Consider the following 15,575-nt stretch of genomic DNA (forward strand, 5'->3'; position numbering starts at 1 on the left):
CCGGGCACGTCACGGGGTGGCGAGCGCCTCCGTGGGTGAGAGGCGTGCCGCGCGGATCGCCGGATACAGCCCCGCCATACCGCCGATCAGCAGGGTGGCCGCGATGCCGCCCGCCAGTGCCCAGGGCGGGACGATGGCGGGCCAGCCCTGGTAGACGGAGTAGCCGACCGTGACGGCGAGCCCCAGCAGTGCTCCGCCCGCCCCGCCGAGCGCCGACAACAGCAGTGACTCCGCGAGGAATTGGGACCGGATCTGGCCACGCGTCGCGCCCAGCGAGCGGCGCAGCCCGATCTCGGCCCGGCGCTCCAGCACCGAGATCACCATCGTGTTCGCCACCCCCACACCGCCGACGAGCAGTGCCACCGCGCCCAGCCCGAGCAGCAGCCCGGTGAACGCCCGGCCGGCCGCGCGCTGTGCGGCCAGCGCGTCCGAGGGGCGCGACACCTGGACCTCGCTCGGCGCCTCGGGGTCGGCGGTCGGGCCCAGCAGCTCCCGCACCGACTCCACCTTCGCCTCCGCCGAACGCGTGTACACCGCGGTCGCGTGCCCGTCGAAGCCGAGCCGGTCCTCGGCGGCCGACCAGCCGACAAGTGCCGCGGTGTCCAACTCCGGTGCCAGCGGCGCCGGTTCGAGGACACCCACCACGGTGAACCAGGTGCCGTCGACCAGTACCTGCGCGTTCCGGTCCGCCCGGCCGATGCCGAGCCGGTCGGCGGCCGTCGCGCCGAGCACCACGGCCGGATACCTGGCCGTCGCCGTGTTCAGCCACACACCGCTCGCCAGGCGGGCGCCGATCGCGCCGCGCAGCGAGGTGCGGACCGCGTAGGCGGCGAGCCCGTTCGTCTCCACCTTCGGGACGCGGTCGGTGCGGTACACCTTCGCGCCCGCCACCTTGCCGACCGCCGACACCGACCGCACCCCGTCGATCCTGGCTACCATCTGCTCGGCCGTGGACGGGAGTTGGGCCTGTCCGCCGGTGAGCGTGCTGCCCGGCGAGACGGTCAGCAGATTGGTGCCCAGCGCCGCCAGCGTGCGGTCCAGGTCGGCCCGCGAGGACGAGGAGATCCCGACGACGGCCACCATCGCGGCGATCCCGATCGCGATGCCCAACGCCGACAGGAACGCCCGCAGCGGGCGGGTGCGCAGCCCCACCGCGCCGACTCTGACGACATCGGCGGGGCCCAGGCGGGCCGGCCGCAGTGCCTCTCGAATCGTGGCCGGAGCGTCCCGAACATCCGCTGTCCGTGCATCCGCTGTCCGCGCATCCGTTGTCCGTACGGTCATCGGACCACTCCCGTCGTGATCCGGTCCGCCGTCGAGTCGTCGACCACCCGACCGTCCCGCATGCGCACCTGCCGGGGCAGTGACTCGGCGATCTCCTGGTCGTGCGTGATGATCACGACCGTGGTTCCGGCGGTGTTGAGTTCCCGCAGCAGCGCCATCACACCCGCCCCGGACGCCGAGTCCAGCGCACCGGTCGGCTCGTCGGCGAGCAGCAGCGCGGGTTCCCCGGCCACCGCGCGGGCCACCGCGACCCGTTGCCGCTCACCGCCGGACAGTTCGTGCGGCGCGTGCCGCATCCGGTGCCCGAGACCCACCCGGTGCAAGGCGTCGGCGGCCCGTTCGCGTCGCCGGGCCGGCCGCAGCCCGGAGTAGAGCAGCCCGTCGGCCACATTGGTCAACGCCGAGGCTCCGGCGGTCAGATGGAACTGCTGGAACACGAAACCGATCCGCCGCGCCCGCAACGCCGAGAGCCGCGCGTCCGACAGGGCCCCCGCGTCGTACCCGTCGATCCGTACCCGGCCCGCGGTGGGCCGGTCCAGGGTGCCGAGCATGTGGAGCATCGTCGACTTGCCGGAGCCCGACGGGCCGACGACGGCGACGAGCTCGCCGCGCGCCACGGACAGCGAGACCCCGGCCAGGGCGGTGACCCCGCCCGGGTAGACCTTGGTGACATCGGTGAGGGCGATCACGCGGGCATCCCCACCTTCGTGCCCGCGCTGATCCCGGTACCGCTGATCTCCACCCGCCCGTTCGCGAACAGGCCCGTCCCGACCGGGACATACGCGCTGCCCGTCTCCCTGACCACCTGCACCCCGAAGCCGCCGCCCGGCAGCGCCACCAGCGCGGCGACCGGAACCGTGAGCACGTCCTTGCGCTCACCCGCCGTGAACGACACGTGCACCGACGCCAGGACGTAGGACGCGGCGGCCCGCTGCGCCTTCGTCCCGTCGAGGGCGACGAGCACCTGCACCTTCGTCGTGGGGTCCTCGTCCGGGCCGCTGCCCGGGATGATCTCCGTCGAGACGTCCGAGACCCGGCCGTCCACCACCGTCCCGTCCGGCAGCTCCACGGTCACCTTCGAGCCCTGCCGCGCCAACCGCTGGTCGGCGGTGTCGAGTTCGACGGTGACCGCCTGCGCCGTGGCGGTGTACGACAGCACCTTCCGACCGGGGCCGATGGCCGCGCCCTTCTCCGCGTCCAGCGCGTCCACGCGCACGGCGGACGACGCGAACACCACCCGGCCGAGCTCCACCACACCCGTCTCGTCCAGACCCTGGTCGTCCTGCCACTCCTTCACCGCGTCGGCCGTGGCGTCGGTGAAGGAGTCGTCGACGGTGAAGCCGCCGTAACCGAGCGCCTTGAGATTGCGCTCCAACTCCTTGACGTCCGCGCCCTCTTCGCCCGTCCGTAGCGCTCGGTAGGCGGGCACCGCGCCGTACATCAGCACCACCGGATCGTCGTCCACGCGGTACAGGGCCGCACCGCGGGTGATCCGCTCGCCGGTCTCCGGGAGGTGGGTGACCGTGCCGGGAACGCGGCCGACCGCCGACGTCGAGGTGCCGTAGCCGAGCGAACCGTCCTCCGTGCGGCTGTCCTTGAGCGTCTGCCGGGTCACCGTGGCGGTGGCCGGGGGGAGTTGGGACTTCGCCCCCGCGTCGGAGGAGCGGTCGCCGAGACCCAGCCCGGCCGCCGCCGCGCCCGCGACGGCGGCCAGGGCGGCGAGGGCGACGAGCAGTCGGCGGGTGCGGCGTGGACGGCGTACGGCACGGGTGGTGACGACGGTGCTGTCGCCGTGCTCCCCCTCGGAGGTCTCCTCCTCGTGCGCGAGGGCCGGCTCAGCCATTGCCGTCACTGTCCGTGGACCGCCGGCCGCCCGTCGGCGCGTACTTCTGGCACTTCTTGTCGGCCGCCGCGAAGTCGGGGTCGTTCGCCACGCTGCCGTCGATCCGGATGCCCTTGCCCGGCTCGGGGTCGGGGAAGTTCTCGACGCCGTTGTCCCGCATGCACTGCGCCATCTTGCGCAGTTTCGCGTCGGCCTGCGGGTCCGCGCTCGCCCCGCTCTGCCGCATCGGGTCGTACTTGCGGCAGGCCTCCATCGCCGCGTCCACCGTCGACTTGGGTGTGCCCGCGCCGACCTGGATCCGGATGCCCTGACCCGGCTCCGGGTCCTCCACGTCCACGCCGTGCTCGCGCAGACACTGGGCGAACCTCACCCCCTGGGCGTCCTTCGCGTTCGCGCTCGCCGACGGGCTCGTCGTCGAGGCGCTGTCGTCGCCCGACCCACAGCCGCCCACGGTCAGGGCCAATGCCGTCAGCAGCGCCGCGAGGGCGCCGACGTTCCGTATCCGTTGCCGTATCAGCATGGTGCCGTCTCCTCGTACGGGGGACCGTCCAGGACCGGACGTCCGGCAACGAACAGAAACCGACGGGCCGTTTCCCCGGCGTTTCCACGGCGGCGGCCGGGCTCACTAACGGCGAGGAAACACCCGCCCCGGCACGCTGTCCCCGTGCGGTGCTCCGCCCTCGCCGGTCACTCCGGCGCCCACAGGAAGGTGTCCGGGATGCGGGTCCTGGTCGTCGAGGACGAACCGATGCTGGCCGACGCGATCGCCGAGTGGCTGCGCGGCCAGGCCCACGCCGTCGACCTCGCCTACGACGGGGCGGCGGCCCTCGAACGCGTCGGCGTCGTCGACTACGACGTGATCGTCCTCGACCGCGACCTGCCACGCGTGCACGGCGACGAGGTGTGCCGGGAGGTCGTCGCCGCCGAGACCTCCGTACGCGTCCTCATGCTGACGGCCGCCGCGGAGGTCACCGACCGTGTCGAAGGCCTCGGTCTCGGCGCCGACGACTACCTGGTCAAACCCTTCGCCTTCGCCGAACTCGCCGCCCGCGTCCTGGCGTTGGGGCGCCGCTCCCGGCCGGCCGCGCCACCGGTGCTGTGCCGCGCGGGCCTCACCCTCGACCAGGCGCGCGCCGAGGTGTTCCGGGGCAGCCGCTATGTGCCGCTGTCGAAGAAGGAGTTCGCCGTCCTGGCCGAACTGCTGCGCGCGGAGGGCGCCGCGGTCTCCGCCGAGCAGCTGCTGGAGAAGGCGTGGGACGAGAACGCCGACCCGTTCACCGGCGCCGTCCGTCTCGCCGTACTCAAACTCCGCCGCAAGCTGGGCGATCCACCCCTGGTGGAGACCGTGACGGGAGTGGGGTACCGCATCCCGTGAGCCCCACCGAGCTGACGACCCGTCACTTCCGGCTGCTGCCCGGCCGGATGACCCTCAGGGCCCGCCTCACCCTCACCTACGGCGGTCTCTTCCTCGTCGGCGGGATGCTGCTGCTCGGCGTCACCTACGCCCTGCTCGACCAGCAGTTGGGGCGCACCGGCACGAAGGTCCTCTCGCACACGTCGGTGTCCGGGCAACCGTCGTACGACCACGGGGCGCCGAGAACCGAGGGAGCCGAGGGAGCCGAGGGAGCCGAGGGGTCCGGCACCCCCGCACCGTCCGCCGTCCCGAGCGGCTCGCTCCAGGAGAGTCGCACCGTCGTCGGCGGATTCGGGGAGACCCCGCCGCCCGGCGCCGACCTGGAGAAGTGGATGGACGCCCAGCGGGACCACTGGCGGGCGGAGGCGGGTACCTCACTGCTCACCCAGGGCGGGATCGCCCTCGGTGTCGTCGGCTGTGCCGCGGCCGGGTTCGGCTGGCTGGTCGCGGGCCGGGTGCTGGCCCCGCTGCACCGGGTCACCGACACCGCCCGCCGGATCGCCGGCGCCCCGGCCGCCGACCGGGGCCTGCACGAACGCATCGCGCTGCGCGGCCCCGACGACGAGGTCAAGGATCTCGCCGACACCTTCGACACGATGGTCGAACGGCTCGACCGCTCCTTCGACGGCCAGCGCCGCTTCGTGGCCAACGCCTCGCACGAACTGCGCACCCCGTTGACCCTGGGTCGGGCCCTGGTCGAGGTCGCCATGCACCGGAAGTCCGCCTCGGACGACGTGAAACAGCTCGGTGAGAATCTGCTGGAGATCAACGCCCGGCACGAGCGGCTGATCACCGGGCTTCTGCTGCTGGCCCGTTCGGAGAACGAGCTCGCCGACCGGCTGCCCGTCGACCTGGCCGACGTGGTGGCCCATGTGGTCGGCCAGACCACGGCGGAGGCGGACCGTGCCGGAGTCGCCGTCGAGGACAAGTCCGCCGAGGCCACGACACTCGGCGACGCCCTCCTCCTGGAACGGCTCGTGCACAACCTCGTCGAGAACGGCATCCGGCACAACACCGGCGAGCGCGGCTGGGTCCGGGTGACCGGCCGGGCCCATGACACCGACCGGGTGGAACTGGAGGTCACCAACTCCGGTCCACCGGTGGCGGCGTACGAACTCCCGTTCCTCTTCGAGCCGTTCCGCCGACTCGGCGCCGACCGTGTGGTCACTGCCAAGGGCGCGGGACTCGGGCTGTCCATCGTCCGGGCGATCGTGCGCGCCCACGGCGGCGAGGTCACCGCCCGACCACGGCCGGACGGCGGCCTCCGGGTGACCGTCACGCTGCCGCGGGCGCCGGAGCAGCCCTGGCTCAGAGACCGAACAGACCCGGATCCGTCGTCAACTTCCGGAAGAACTCCTGCGGTTGGGTGACCAGCCGGCGCTCCTTGAGGTCCAGCAGTCCGCCGACCGACGCTGCCTCGGCCGAGACCGTGCCGTCCGCCTTGGCTATCGTCTGGAGGACCCGGAACGTCTTGCCCTCGCCCCACTCGAAGACGCAACTCACCTCGACGTCCTCGCCCGCGCGCAGCTCGCGGAGATAGCGGATGGTCGTCTCCAGGACGACCGGCGCGACCCCCTGGGCGAGCAACTCGGCCTGGCCCACGCCCGCGGCCTGCAACAGCGCCCAGCGGGCATGCTCCGCGTACTGGAGATACACGCTCTGATTGAGGTGCCCCAGGCTGTCGGTCTCGTATCCGCGGACGGTCACCGGGACGGAAAACGGCTCGCTCACTGCGTTCCCTTCTCGCACTGATGGACGAACTGCCGCACCGATCTTGGCATGTCCGTCAGGTCCGGTCGGGTCCGCTCACGTCCGTCGCGGCGAGGCAAGCAGATAACTCGCCTCCGTACGCGGCTCCTTGTGCTCGCTCACCTGCCAGCCCGCCCGCTCCAGCGTCCCCGCACAGGCGCGCAGCGCCTCCCCGTCCGGCTCGCGCACGGCGACCGCCTCGGGCTGCGGGGTCGCGCGCACCCGGTAGCCCTCCGCGTCCTGTCCCGTGGCGGGCCGGTGCCCGGCGGCCTCCAGGGCGAGCGCGGCGGCCTGCACCAGATGCGTCCGCTCCCAGCCGCACGGCCGCTCCACGGAACCGTCCGCGTTCGTCATCCGGCGCAGCTCCAGCAACCCCTGCCAGGCGCTGTGCACTTCACGGGTGCGGGCAGCGGGGGAGATATCCGTCCTCTCCTCGCCACCGATGCGCGCGGCGAACACCCCGGAAGTCGCGGTGGAGTTGGAGGCCGTGGTGAAGTTGGAGGTCGCGGTGGCCTCGGCAGCGGCGGCGGGCTCGGCGACCTCCGGTTCGGACTCCCGTATCCGATGCCCCGTCGGCGTCAGAAAGTGGTCGTGCGGCGGTCGTGGGTGCCGGAACGCCAGCCCCCGCTTCACCAGCGCGGCGAGCTGCGCCTCCGTACCCCGCAGCCGCCCGGTGACGGGATCGGCGGCGTCGATGACACGCCGTTGCGCGGCGGTCGGCGGTCGTGTCACGGCGTGCTCCTCCCCGTCCGGCGGTCCACCGGGACCCCGTATGTGCGCTTCATTCGAAGGCTACGACGGGGGTCTGACATTCCACGCGGCGATGACCGGCCGTCCATGCTCCGTGCTCAGCCGGCCCAGCGTCCCGGTCGCGAGCTGGAACAACGCGCCCTCCGCCGGCGGCAGCCCGAGCCACCGCGCGGTGAGCACGCGTAGAAAGTGGCCGTGTGCCACCAGGACGACCACGCCCTCGGAGTTGGCGAGGGCCGCGTCCACCTTGGCCAGCACGCGGTCGGCGCGCTCGCCCACCTGCTCCGGGGTCTCCCCGGGATGGTCCGGCGGCCCGGGCGCGACCCCGTCGGTGAACAGGAACCAGTCCGCCCGGGTGCGCTGGATCTCGACGGTCGTGATGCCCTCGTAGCCGCCGTAGTCCCACTCCCGTAGATCCACATCGATCCGGACGTCCCTCAGCCCGATCAGCTCGGCGGTCTCCCGCGCCCGCTGCAAGGGGCTGACGAACGCGGCGCCGACCCGGTGCGAACGGATCAGCGGCACCAGCCCGCGCGCCTCATCCCGCCCCTTCGCGGTGAGCGGGACATCGGTCGAGCCGGTGTGCCGCCCCGACCGGGACCATTCGGTCTCTCCGTGTCGTACGAGGAAAAGATCGCCCATAGTTCACAGGCTATGGGCCCACCGCTCCAACGTCGCGAAATCGCCCTCCCGTAGACCCCTGCGCGGATCCACCTTGAGGAGGAGCGCCGGCCCGTCGTGGTGTGCCTCGACATGCCGTACGTCCAGGTCGGTGACCAGGTCGTCGACCCAGACGAAGGGGCGGCCGGCCGCCCAGGCCACGATCTGGCGGGTCTTCCAGTAGAGGCCGTCCGGGTCCCTGGCGAACAGATTGGTGAACTCGATCACCGGCAGGTCGCCGGGGAGCCCGACCGCCGGCGCGATCATCTCGTTGGCCTGGTGCATCCAGGTGGTGGCCCAGGCCGGCTCGTAGGGCAGGGCCAGTATTCGCTCGCCGTGCCCGGGGTGCAGGCGTACCCGCAGCCCGCGCCGCAGTCGCCGGGAGCCCGGCTGCTGCCGGGCCGACCAGTTCGCCGGCCACAGCCGACGGGTGACATAGCCGCGGTGGCGCAGGAACCGGGCGCCGTACGGATTGAGGGGGCCGTCGACGTCGAGGAGCAGCAGGGGGCGGTCGGTCATGCGGAGGAGCTACCCAGGGCGGAGCGCCCGTAGCTGTCTGATGGGCTGCTACTGCCGATACCCGCCCAGGAACCGCCCGATCCGGCCGATCGCCGCCTCCAGATCGTCCGCGTACGGCAGCGTGAGGATGCGGAAGTGGTCGGGGGTCGGCCAGTTGAAGCCGGTGCCCTGGACGACCTGGATCTTCTCCCGGAGCAGGAGGTCCAGGACGAATTTCTCGTCGTCGTGGATCTTGTGCACCTTGGGGTCGAGGCGGGGGAACGCGTACAGGGCGCCCTTGGGCTTCACGCAGGAGACGCCCGGGATCTCGTTCAGCTTTTCCCACACCACGTTGCGCTGCTCGTGCAGTCGCCCGCCCGGGACGGTCAGGTCGCGGATGGACTGGCGGCCGCCGAGCGCGGCCTGGATGGCGTACTGCGCGGGCGCGTTCGGGCACAGCCGCATGGAGGCCAGCATCGTCAGGCCCTCCAGGTAGTTCTTGGCGTGCTGCTTCGGGCCCGTGACCACCAGCCAGCCCGAGCGGAAGCCGGCCACCCGGTACGTCTTCGACAGGCCGCAGAAGGTGAGGACGACCAGGTCGGGGGCGAGCGCGGCGGCCGAGTGGTGCACGGCGTCGTCGTAGAGGATCTGGTCGTAGATCTCGTCGGCGAAGACCATCAGGCCGTGGCGGCGGGCGAGGTCGAGGATGCCCTCGATGATTTCCTTGGGGTAGACGGCGCCGGTGGGGTTGTTCGGGTTGATGATGACGACGGCCTTGGTGCGGTCGGTGATCTTCGCCGCCATGTCGTCCAGGTCCGGGTACCAGTCGGCCTGTTCGTCGCAGAGGTAGTGGACCGCCTTGCCGCCGGAGAGTGTTGTCACCGCCGTCCAGAGCGGGAAGTCCGGGGCGGGGATGAGGATTTCGTCGCCGTCCTCCAGGAGTGCCTGTACGGCCATGGAGACCAGTTCGGAGACGCCGTTGCCGAGGAACACATCGTCTACGTCCACCTCCAGACCCAGGGTCTGGTAGCGCTGGGCGACCGCGCGGCGGGCCGAGAGGATGCCGCGTGAGTCCGTGTAGCCGTGTGCCTGGGGGAGCATCCGGATCATGTCCTGGATGATCTCCTCGGGCGCCTCGAAGCCGAAGAGCGCGGGGTTGCCGGTGTTCAGGCGCAGGACGCTGTGGCCCGCCTCCTCCAGTGCGTTGGCGTGCTCGATCACCGGACCGCGGATCTCGTAACAGACCTCGCTGAGCTTGCTCGACTGCCGGAACTCCATTGCGCCCTCGCCCCATCGGCTTCGTGTGTTGCTTGGTTTTACCAAGTGTGAGCTTGGAAAGTCCAACAACATGTCTAGACTGCGTCGCATGTCACCTCGCCGAAGCTACGACCAGTACTGTTCCGCGGCCCGGGCGCTCGACCTCGTCGGCGACCGCTGGACCCTGCTGATCGTCCGCGAACTCCTCGCCGGCCCGCGCCGCTACACGGACCTGCACGCCGATCTGCCGGGTGTCAGCACGGACGTACTCGCCTCACGGCTGAAGGACATGGAGCGGGACGGGCTGACGACGCGGCGGCGGCTGCCGCCTCCCGGTGCCGCTTTCGTCTACGAACTCACCGGTCGGGGGCGGGAGTTGCTGCCCGTCCTGCAAGCCCTCGGCACCTGGGGCGCGCCCGAGCTGGGGGAGCGGCGGCCTACCGACGCGGTGCGCGCGCACTGGTTCGCGCTGCCGTTGCTGCGGGCGCTGGAGGGTGAGGGACTGGTCGAAGTCCGCCTGGAGGAGGGGGAGTTCCACCTGTGGGTGGGGGTGGAGGGAGACGGGTCGGTCTACGGCGAAGGGTCCGCGCCCCGGGAGCCGGATGCTCGGCTCGTGCTCGATGTCGAGACCTGTACGGCCGTCGCCCAGGGGGAGTTGAGCCTTCCCGACGCGGTGCGTGCCGGACGCGTAGAGGTGACCGGCGACGGCACACTCGCGAAGGCGCTGCGGGAGGCGTGAGTCGGGCCTTAAATGGCAGAAGGCCCGCTGTGGGCGGGCCTTCTGACGAGACGTCACGGAGTTACATGCCGGGCGGTGGAACCCGCCTCGGCCGTCCCGAACCCCGGGTCAGCGCATACCCGCCGATCCCCGCGAGCGCGGCCAGCACGCCACCCAGGCCGGTCCACACCCAGCGGTCGGACCACCAGCCGGAGGACCAGCCGCCGTCGGGCTCGATGCTGGACAGCGCCGCCGAGGTCGACGACGAACTGTCCTCGTCGGACGCCGACTTGGCCGCGATCCCCGGCGTCAGCGGCTGTGCCAGCGAACCGTCCACCGCCGCCGAACCGCCGATGTCCTTGGAGTCCACCCGCACCTCGGTGCTCACCGGGAGACCCAGGTCCGAGGACGGGAGATCCACGACCGTGAGCCGGACGTAGTACGTGCCCGGCAGCGGGTCGTTGGCCCAGGTCTCCGACCAGGCACGGACGGTGCGCAGCGTGCACGCCAGGTCCAGGGAGGTCGCGTCCTGCGCGGCGGTGCGCGTCGACGCCCCGTACTGGCAGGCCTGACGGCGCCGCAGCCCGTCGTACACGTCGAGCTGCCAGGTCTCCCCGGCGTGCGTGTCCGGGAGCTTCACCGTCGCTTTGACGGTGGGGCGTTGGCCGGCGTCCGCGGCGAACGACCAGTACAGGTAGTCGCCGGTGGAGCCGCTCGCGGTGCCCGTCTGACCCTGGTCGAGCTCCGTCGCCGTACGGAACGAGGTACCCGCCTGGGTGGGCGCCGAGCTGTCGTCGGAGGGGCTCGCGGAGGGGGAGGAGTCCGCCGCCGCGGGCGTCGCTGCCAGGCCTGCCAGCAGCAGGGCCGTGCTCAACACACGTGTGATCCGCATCAGTTGGTCCTCCAGACCGCGAGACGCCAGCGGGACAGCCAGCCCCAGAGCAGACCCGCGACGAAGCCGGTCAGCACGAGTGCGGCGAGCAGCCACCAGCCGCGGCCGAGGCCGAAGGAGGCCACGTCGCTCGCCTTGCTGGGCGCGTCCACGACGTCCACGGTGAGTTCGAGGGGCAGACCGGGGGTGGTCTTCACTCCGGAGGCCGCCGAGAAGGAGTTGGTGACCTGGAGACACACGGTCTCGGCCGGGGCGTTGTCGTCATCGCTCTCGGCCTTCGGGTAGCGCAGGCCGGTGGAGACGACGTCCGTACGGCCGTTGCCCGTGCCCTCGCCGCGCACGATCTCGCGGCCGTGCAGGGTGACCGCGCGCAGCAACACCCCGTAGTCCGGGTTGACTTCACGGTCGGCGCCCACGCTCACCGAAGCGCGCAGCTCCTGGCCGGGGTCGACGTCCACGCGGTAGAAGCGCTGCTTGCCGAACTCCTCGCGGTCCGTGTACAGACCGGACTTGAGGGTCGGGGCGCTGGTGCACTGTGCGGTGCCCTCGGTGGCGACCGGGGTCACCACCGGGTCGGCGGCGCGGTCCACCAACTGGCCGACGCGGTCGGAGAGTTCCTCCTTGTGCTGCACGGAGGTGTACGTGCCGCCGGTCGCGTCCGCGATGCAGCTGAGCTGGTCGCGGGTCTTGGCGTCCGGCACCAGACCCAGCGTGTCGATGGTCAGGCCGATGCCCTTGGCCGCGATCTCGCGGGCCACCTCGCACGGGTCCAGCGGCTGGCAGGTGTCCTCGCCGTCGCTGATCAGGACGATACGGCGGGTGCCGTCACCGCCGTCGAGGTCGTCCGCCGCCTTCAGCAGCGCGGGACCGATCGGGGTCCAGCCGGTGGGCTGGAGCGTCGCGACCGCGGTCTTGGCCTCGGTGCGGTTCAGGGTGCCCACCGGGTAGAGCTGCGCGGTGTCCTTGCAGCCCGTCTTGCGGTCGTTGCCGTGATAGTTGGCGCCCAACGTGCGGATGCCGAGCTGCACTTCCTCGGGTGTCGCGTCGAGCACCTCGTTGAACGCCTGCTTCGCCGCTGCCATCCGTGAGCCGCCGTCCATGTCCTTGGCGCTCATGGATCCGCTGACGTCCAGCACGAGTTCGACCTTGGGGGAGGCCGTGGAGTCCGTCTCGTCGGCGACCGCTCCGGCAGGGAAGGCGACCCCGGCCGTGAGGGTGGCGAGCAGGGCACAGATCCCCGCCGCCAGCCGTTGTCTTGTGATCATCGCCGGATCCTATTGATCAGATGGACCGGGCTCCAAAACGAGCGGGTTCGGCAGCCCGGTCCACTGGTCCCCGGGCAGCTCCGGCGACAGCCGCATCAGCGTCAACGCCTTGGCCGGCAGCGGCTGTTCGAGCAGCGCCAGGAGGTCGGGCGTCCGCGGCAGATCCGGTACGACCGCGGCCAGCGCCGCCCTGAGCGCCGTACCGGAACCCGCCGTACCCGCGAGTGCTCCCGCCACGAGAGACCCGAACAGCTTGCGGCGCAGGGTGACTTCGTCGTCGGTGACGATGCGTCCGCTCAGTTCGGGGATCGGAATGCCTTGCTCCGCAAGGCGCTTGGGGCTGACGCGGATGTCGGCGAGATCGCGGTAGACCAGGCGCAGCGGGGCACCCGTGCGGGACAGCACCACCAGCAGGTTCTGACCGTGCGCCTCCAGGGCCACACCGGACTCCAGCAACCGCAGACAGACGACGAGGGCGAGACGCGTGAACTCGGCCAGCCAGAGGGGCGATCGGGGCAGGTCGGTGACCGCGAGGGCGGCCACCGGCAGGACCCGCTCGCCCGCTTCCGTGTCCGCGTACGTCTGCGGCGACTCACGCAACACGGCCGCGAGATCGGGGGAGCCGGCCGTCGCCGCGCCCAGCGTGCGGGTCACGTGCAACAAGCCGTCCGAGCGCGCCGCCAGTGTCTCCCCGAACGCCGACAACGTCGCCGACAGCCCGATCGAGTAGACGGAGATGTCCCGTACCGAGGAGGTCAACCGGGCGCTCAGCGCGGTCTTGATGTGCGGTCCGGACGGCAGGGCGAGGGTGCGCAGGGACATCAGCGGATGCGCGTCACCCGGAGCGTCTCCCGTCCGCTTCAGCACATGCGCGGCCTGCCACGGGTGCACCGGGATCAACAGCCGTCCGGCGTCCCGCAGTTCGTCCGGCCACACCCCGGTCAGCAGGCACTCCTCCGCCCGCACCGGCACCGACCCGAGCGCCACCACGGGCCGGTGCTCGGGGCCGTAGGCGAGCTGCTCGGCCACCGAGAACCCGGGCCGGGAGCGGCAGTTGGGGTGGAAGGGGTGCCCGTCGACGATCCGTTGCTCCCACTCCCAGTCTTGCGTCGGCCAATCCTCCGAGTGGGCGGGCTGGTTGGCCCGGGACAGTGCCAACGAGGCGACGCTGTGCCCGAGTTCGGCCGCGAAGGCGCCCCCGTGCGGCACGGCGAGGTCGGTCATCAGGCGCGCCGGATCGTCGTGGGCGACGTCGTCGAGGTGGACGACGGTGACGTAGGCGTCGGTCGCGTACGGGTCCGCGCGCGGCCCGCGCAGCCGCCGGCCGTCGGAGAGCCGTAGGACCGGGCCGGGCGCCCTGTCGACGATCCACGGCAGCGGTTCGAAGGCCAGCGCCCGCCACAGCCGGGTGAGCACCGCCGCACGGGCGCCGGGGAGTTCGGCCGCGTACCGTTGCACGAGGTCGGGCCGTACGGCGGCGAGTTCCTCGGCGACCTCGGCCTCGGGAAGCGGGGGACGGTCCACGGTCGACTCCTCGGGTGCGGACGGGGCGTCATGGTCGGTGACGACGAGAGACGGAGCGGGGAAAGACGGAGGGGCGAGAGACGGACGGGCGAGAGACGGGGCGGCGGGACACTGTGCGACGAGAGACATACTGATCGCGATCGCAGGACACGGACTTAAGGAACGAATGGATCGCGTCGACTTCACACCCCCGGGCGACGACGTGGCGGAGCGTGCCGACGCGTACGCGGCCGCGCCCCTGCTCAACTGTCTGCTCCGGGAAGTGGCCCAGCCGCTCCCGGACCCGGGGGAGCGACACGTGTACCGGCTGCCGGGCAGCGGCCGGCTGCTGCGGGTCCGCGGCGAGCGGCGGCCCGCCGAGCCCGAGGTGTACGCGGACGGCGACTGGCGGCGCGTCGACCACACCGAACTCGTGAAACTCGTGGCCGAGGAACTGACCCGGCACACCGGGGTGTCCAACCACGAGCTGCCCGCCGAGATGACCGACAGCCGTGACGCGGTCGCCGCGCTGCTCACCGCGCGCGAGGGGGCGACGGCGCCGGACGACCCGTATCTCCGCTCCGAACAGTCCTTGATCACCGGCCATCCCTACCATCCCGCGCCCAAGGCCCGCGGCGGCGGCCCCGTCGCGGGCTGGCTGCCCTACGCCCCGGAGGCGTACGCCCGTTTCCCGCTGGTGCTGCTCGGGCTGCGCGAGGACGCGGTGGTCGAGGAGGGGGACGTCTCGGCGCTGGACGCCTTCGGGGTGGCCCCGCCCGGTTATCGGCTGCTGCCCGCGCACCCCTGGCAGCTGGACCTCGTCGGCACCGGCCTCGCGGACGCGTTCGCCGACGGCCGGTTGATCCGGCTCGGCACGACCGGGACGGAGGTGTGGCCGACGGCCGCGATCCGCACGGTCTACGGCCCTGTCGAGGACCTGTTCCTCAAGTTCAGCCTCGATGTGCGCATCACCAACGACGTACGCCGACTCTGGCGCCACGACCTGCTGAAACTCCTGCGCACCGACACGGCCGTCCGGGACGCCTTCGCCGCGACGGCCGGCCCGGCGGCCTGGCTGAGCGACCGCGGCTACCGCACCGCCGACTTCGCCTTCGAGGAACTCGCCGTCCTGGTCCGCGACGGCCTGCGCGACCGCCTCCTGCCCGGCACGACCCCGCTGCTCGCCGCGGGCCTGGTCGAGGGCTTCGCGGGCGACCCGCTCGACGGTACGGCCGACCCCGCGGCCTGGTGGGAGGCGTATCTGCGCCAGGTCGTACCGCCCGCGCTCACGGCGTTCGCCGACCACGGCGTCGTACTCGAAGCGCATCTGCAGAACACGCTGGTCGCCGTCGACGCGGACGGGATGCCCGCGCAGGCGCTGTACCGGGACGCGGAGGGCGTGAAGCTGCTGACGGACGTGGACCGGGCCGCCGGATGGGAGCGGCTGGTGTACTGCCTGGTCGTCAACAACCTTGTCGAGATCGCCGGAGTCCTCGCCGAGCGCCACCCGGAGCTGGACCCGTGGCCCTTGGTTCGCGCCGAACTCGCCCGGCACGACCTCCCCGAGGCAGCCGAACTCCTCGCCTCACCCACTCTGCCCGGCAAGACGAACCTGCTGCTGCGCTGGACCGGCGCGGACGGCGCGGACGCCCGCTATCTGCCGTTGCCGAACCCGCTGGCGAGGTGAGCGGAACCGTCCACACCGCGCCCGTCGTGGACGCCGACCCGCAGGGCTAGCCGGC

The 15,575-nt window shown here is 72.1% G+C and carries 16 protein-coding genes; 4 read left to right on the top strand and 12 right to left on the bottom strand.

The features are described from left to right. Window positions 1–9: 9 nt before the first annotated feature. The 4 genes from OG588_RS40220 to OG588_RS40235 are packed head-to-tail and all read right to left on the bottom strand — an operon-like array spanning window position 10 to window position 3,647. Window positions 10–1,284, bottom strand: a complete 1,275-nt coding sequence (locus OG588_RS40220; protein ID WP_405951536.1) for an ABC transporter permease — start codon at window positions 1,282–1,284, stop codon at window positions 10–12. After that, window positions 1,281–1,973, bottom strand: coding sequence for an ABC transporter ATP-binding protein (locus OG588_RS40225; RefSeq protein ID WP_405951537.1), 693 nt, complete (start codon window positions 1,971–1,973; stop codon window positions 1,281–1,283). Before OG588_RS40225 ends, OG588_RS40220 begins: the two co-directional genes overlap by 4 nt. Further along, window positions 1,970–3,127 carry a peptidoglycan-binding protein gene (locus tag OG588_RS40230; RefSeq protein ID WP_405951538.1) on the bottom strand — a complete coding sequence of 386 codons (1,158 nt, stop codon included), beginning with the start codon at window positions 3,125–3,127 and terminating at the stop codon, window positions 1,970–1,972. Before OG588_RS40230 ends, OG588_RS40225 begins: the two co-directional genes overlap by 4 nt. Then, window positions 3,120–3,647 carry a hypothetical protein gene (locus OG588_RS40235; RefSeq protein ID WP_405951539.1) on the bottom strand — a complete coding sequence of 176 codons (528 nt, stop codon included), beginning with the start codon at window positions 3,645–3,647 and terminating at the stop codon, window positions 3,120–3,122. Before OG588_RS40235 ends, OG588_RS40230 begins: the two co-directional genes overlap by 8 nt. Before the next feature lie 198 nt (window positions 3,648–3,845). On the opposite strand from OG588_RS40235, the gene OG588_RS40240 reads away from it, so the two are divergent. Together OG588_RS40240 and OG588_RS40245 are read left to right on the top strand one after the other, a co-directional pair. Continuing rightward, entirely contained in the window at window positions 3,846–4,502 is a 657-nt protein-coding gene (locus OG588_RS40240) for a response regulator transcription factor (protein WP_405953326.1), read from the top strand. Continuing rightward, window positions 4,499–5,911 carry a sensor histidine kinase gene (locus OG588_RS40245; protein WP_405951540.1) on the top strand — a complete coding sequence of 471 codons (1,413 nt, stop codon included), beginning with the start codon at window positions 4,499–4,501 and terminating at the stop codon, window positions 5,909–5,911. The genes OG588_RS40240 and OG588_RS40245 overlap by 4 nt, the downstream gene beginning before the upstream one ends. On the opposite strand, the gene OG588_RS40250 is transcribed toward OG588_RS40245, so the two are convergent. The 5 genes from OG588_RS40250 to OG588_RS40270 all read right to left on the bottom strand — a co-directional run bounded on the left by OG588_RS40250 (window position 5,850) and on the right by OG588_RS40270 (window position 9,476). Then, complete coding sequence (locus OG588_RS40250; RefSeq protein WP_405951541.1) at window positions 5,850–6,272, bottom strand: acyl-CoA thioesterase; 423 nt, start codon at window positions 6,270–6,272, stop codon at window positions 5,850–5,852. The two genes, OG588_RS40245 and OG588_RS40250, sit on opposite strands and share 62 nt — an antisense overlap. A gap of 75 nt (window positions 6,273–6,347) precedes the next feature. Continuing rightward, entirely contained in the window at window positions 6,348–7,022 is a 675-nt protein-coding gene (locus tag OG588_RS40255; RefSeq protein ID WP_405951542.1) for a hypothetical protein, read from the bottom strand. A gap of 60 nt (window positions 7,023–7,082) precedes the next feature. Continuing rightward, window positions 7,083–7,682, bottom strand: a complete 600-nt coding sequence (locus OG588_RS40260) for a histidine phosphatase family protein (protein ID WP_405951543.1) — start codon at window positions 7,680–7,682, stop codon at window positions 7,083–7,085. Window positions 7,683–7,685: 3 nt separating this feature from the next. Further along, window positions 7,686–8,219, bottom strand: a complete 534-nt coding sequence (locus OG588_RS40265) for an HAD domain-containing protein (protein ID WP_405951544.1) — start codon at window positions 8,217–8,219, stop codon at window positions 7,686–7,688. A gap of 48 nt (window positions 8,220–8,267) precedes the next feature. Beyond that, on the bottom strand, window positions 8,268–9,476 hold the full coding sequence (locus tag OG588_RS40270; protein WP_019061942.1) for a pyridoxal phosphate-dependent aminotransferase: 1,209 nt from the start codon (window positions 9,474–9,476) through the stop codon (window positions 8,268–8,270). 88 nt (window positions 9,477–9,564) lie between these two features. Between OG588_RS40270 and OG588_RS40275 the strand changes: the two genes are divergently transcribed. Next, window positions 9,565–10,194, top strand: coding sequence for a winged helix-turn-helix transcriptional regulator (locus OG588_RS40275; protein WP_405951545.1), 630 nt, complete (start codon window positions 9,565–9,567; stop codon window positions 10,192–10,194). 61 nt (window positions 10,195–10,255) lie between these two features. On the opposite strand, the gene OG588_RS40280 is transcribed toward OG588_RS40275, so the two are convergent. From OG588_RS40280 to OG588_RS40290, 3 genes are read right to left on the bottom strand one after another with little or no spacing between them, the layout of a single operon-like run. Continuing rightward, a complete protein-coding gene (locus OG588_RS40280; RefSeq protein ID WP_405951546.1) occupies window positions 10,256–11,065 on the bottom strand; it encodes a hypothetical protein in 810 nt (269 codons plus the stop codon). Then, entirely contained in the window at window positions 11,065–12,330 is a 1,266-nt protein-coding gene (locus tag OG588_RS40285; protein ID WP_405951547.1) for a VWA domain-containing protein, read from the bottom strand. The genes OG588_RS40280 and OG588_RS40285 overlap by 1 nt, the downstream gene beginning before the upstream one ends. Window positions 12,331–12,339: 9 nt before the next feature. Further along, on the bottom strand, window positions 12,340–13,854 hold the full coding sequence (locus tag OG588_RS40290) for an IucA/IucC family protein (protein WP_405951548.1): 1,515 nt from the start codon (window positions 13,852–13,854) through the stop codon (window positions 12,340–12,342). A gap of 166 nt (window positions 13,855–14,020) precedes the next feature. Here OG588_RS40290 and OG588_RS40295 point away from each other — a divergent pair, with 166 nt between their 5' ends. Further along, on the top strand, window positions 14,021–15,520 hold the full coding sequence (locus OG588_RS40295) for an IucA/IucC family protein (protein WP_405951549.1): 1,500 nt from the start codon (window positions 14,021–14,023) through the stop codon (window positions 15,518–15,520). Window positions 15,521–15,575 lie beyond the last annotated feature (55 nt).

The sequence above is a fragment of the Streptomyces prunicolor genome (genome assembly GCF_045162825.1).
Classification (GTDB): Bacteria; Actinomycetota; Actinomycetes; order Streptomycetales; family Streptomycetaceae; genus Streptomyces; species Streptomyces prunicolor.

Bases quoted from the DNA above. Each gene is read 5' to 3' on its own strand.
- OG588_RS40220 (WP_405951536.1), bottom strand. From the start codon at position 1,284: ATGACCGTACGGACAACGGATGCGCGGACAGCGGATGCACGGACAGCG.
- OG588_RS40230 (WP_405951538.1), bottom strand. From the start codon at position 3,127: ATGGCTGAGCCGGCCCTCGCGCACGAGGAGGAGACCTCCGAGGGGGAG.
- OG588_RS40235 (WP_405951539.1), bottom strand. From the start codon at position 3,647: ATGCTGATACGGCAACGGATACGGAACGTCGGCGCCCTCGCGGCGCTG.
- OG588_RS40240 (WP_405953326.1), top strand. From the start codon at position 3,846: ATGCGGGTCCTGGTCGTCGAGGACGAACCGATGCTGGCCGACGCGATC.
- OG588_RS40260 (WP_405951543.1), bottom strand. From the start codon at position 7,682: ATGGGCGATCTTTTCCTCGTACGACACGGAGAGACCGAATGGTCCCGG.
- OG588_RS40265 (WP_405951544.1), bottom strand. From the start codon at position 8,219: ATGACCGACCGCCCCCTGCTGCTCCTCGACGTCGACGGCCCCCTCAAT.
- OG588_RS40270 (WP_019061942.1), bottom strand. From the start codon at position 9,476: ATGGAGTTCCGGCAGTCGAGCAAGCTCAGCGAGGTCTGTTACGAGATC.
- OG588_RS40275 (WP_405951545.1), top strand. From the start codon at position 9,565: ATGTCACCTCGCCGAAGCTACGACCAGTACTGTTCCGCGGCCCGGGCG.
- OG588_RS40280 (WP_405951546.1), bottom strand. From the start codon at position 11,065: ATGCGGATCACACGTGTGTTGAGCACGGCCCTGCTGCTGGCAGGCCTG.
- OG588_RS40285 (WP_405951547.1), bottom strand. From the start codon at position 12,330: ATGATCACAAGACAACGGCTGGCGGCGGGGATCTGTGCCCTGCTCGCC.
- OG588_RS40295 (WP_405951549.1), top strand. From the start codon at position 14,021: ATGGATCGCGTCGACTTCACACCCCCGGGCGACGACGTGGCGGAGCGT.